The following is a 1358-nucleotide window of genomic DNA, read 5'->3' on the forward strand; positions in this document are numbered from 1 at the left end:
GTAGATCGAGTGTACAACCTTGAGGTAAGCGTCCCTAGGAAGAGACCCATTGATTGGCTTCGGAAAAAGCAACAGGGCTCCCTGAAGCTCCGTTTCGGGATTCCGGTACCCCAACTGCGGCTGCACGTAGGGGGCATCAACAACCCCGAAGCCAACCATTTTCAACAGACGCATCAAAGCGAAGCCATAACGTGCTTCGGCATCATCTCGCAGCGGAGCGATTTCCACTGCGACGTAGCGGTGATCCGGATAGTTTTTCCGTATGAATGCTTTGACGTGCTCCGCAAACTCAAAAAAGACGTTATACCCACCCCGGTACTTATCATCGATTGTGATGTAGTCGATCACAATCAGGTCGTGGTCGCGCAGGTGTACCAATTGACAGTAACCCGCGAGATCACTGTTGATGAAGAATGCAAGAACGTGAAAGCGGTCATCGAAACGCTTATTGTAATTATTTAGCCAGTGCCCGATCTCGTTGGTGTCCGTTCGAAGAGACGGAGGGGTATGGGTTGCGTAGATTGCGATTGCGCCCGCGTAGTTGGCATCGGAGGTTGACTTGATTTCTTTGATTGAATAGCTGGCCGAATAGTCAACTTGCATCTGCTGATAATTCCTAGTTATCGTCAATTAGACCGTTTCAACGGCATAGCAAGCCACATCCACAGCGCGAAGTATCCTTCTCGAAACCGCCGGCTCTATGTTTGGATCGCCAGCATATTGTCGTTCTCGAGAATCGCTTGGCGCTGAATGAGCGAGTCCACGACATCCGAGATTCGCTCACGGACCTGAGCACTAATGGCGCGCACGCCGATGGCCCTAGCCACACGCTCAACTACCTGTGAACGGCTCGCGCCAAAGTTGCGATCGACGATGAGCATCACAGCCGCGGCGAGTTCGGTAGGCGGCAGCATGTCGGGCCTACGCAAAGCGATGGAGATGACCTCCGACCGATCGCGGATAGCCGGCTGCGTCTCAGGAAGCGATAGAAAATCACCATCTTTAGCGAGGTAGCGTTGGCCTACGGCGACGTCGATGGCAGCACTCACCGCCAGCTGTATACGGCTTCCCGCTCGCCTCACACCCCAAGCATCACGAATCCGAGAAACGACCTCGTCCACGTGCACGGGACCTTCAATGCTGACTGCCTCAACAACCAACTGCGTGATCACTCCCTTGGGGACTTCGTGCAGCTCTTCAGTGCGGTGCRCAGGCCGGTTCAACTTCGCTTCTTCGTATAACGGGAAAGGGTCCGAACCCTCTTCCGGCACATCCTCACGTTCAACGTAAGTCCCCTCCCGGTCAAGAGCAAGGGCCAACGCCGCCTCTTCAACCCCTTCGTCGAACGCCTTACGCGC

Annotated in this window: 2 protein-coding genes; both read right to left on the reverse strand. The window is 54.7% G+C overall.

The window, feature by feature from the left end; translation table 11 throughout:
• Positions 1 to 603, reverse strand: a 603-nt coding sequence (locus AC1DT2_RS23515; RefSeq protein WP_477299093.1) for a hypothetical protein, incomplete at its 3' end; no start/stop codon positions are given.
• 95 nt (positions 604 to 698) lie between these two features.
• Positions 699 to 1358, reverse strand: a 660-nt coding sequence (locus AC1DT2_RS23520; RefSeq protein WP_477299094.1) for a DUF3320 domain-containing protein, incomplete at its 5' end; no start/stop codon positions are given.

The organism is Luteibacter sp. P4_E6 (assembly GCF_056401535.1).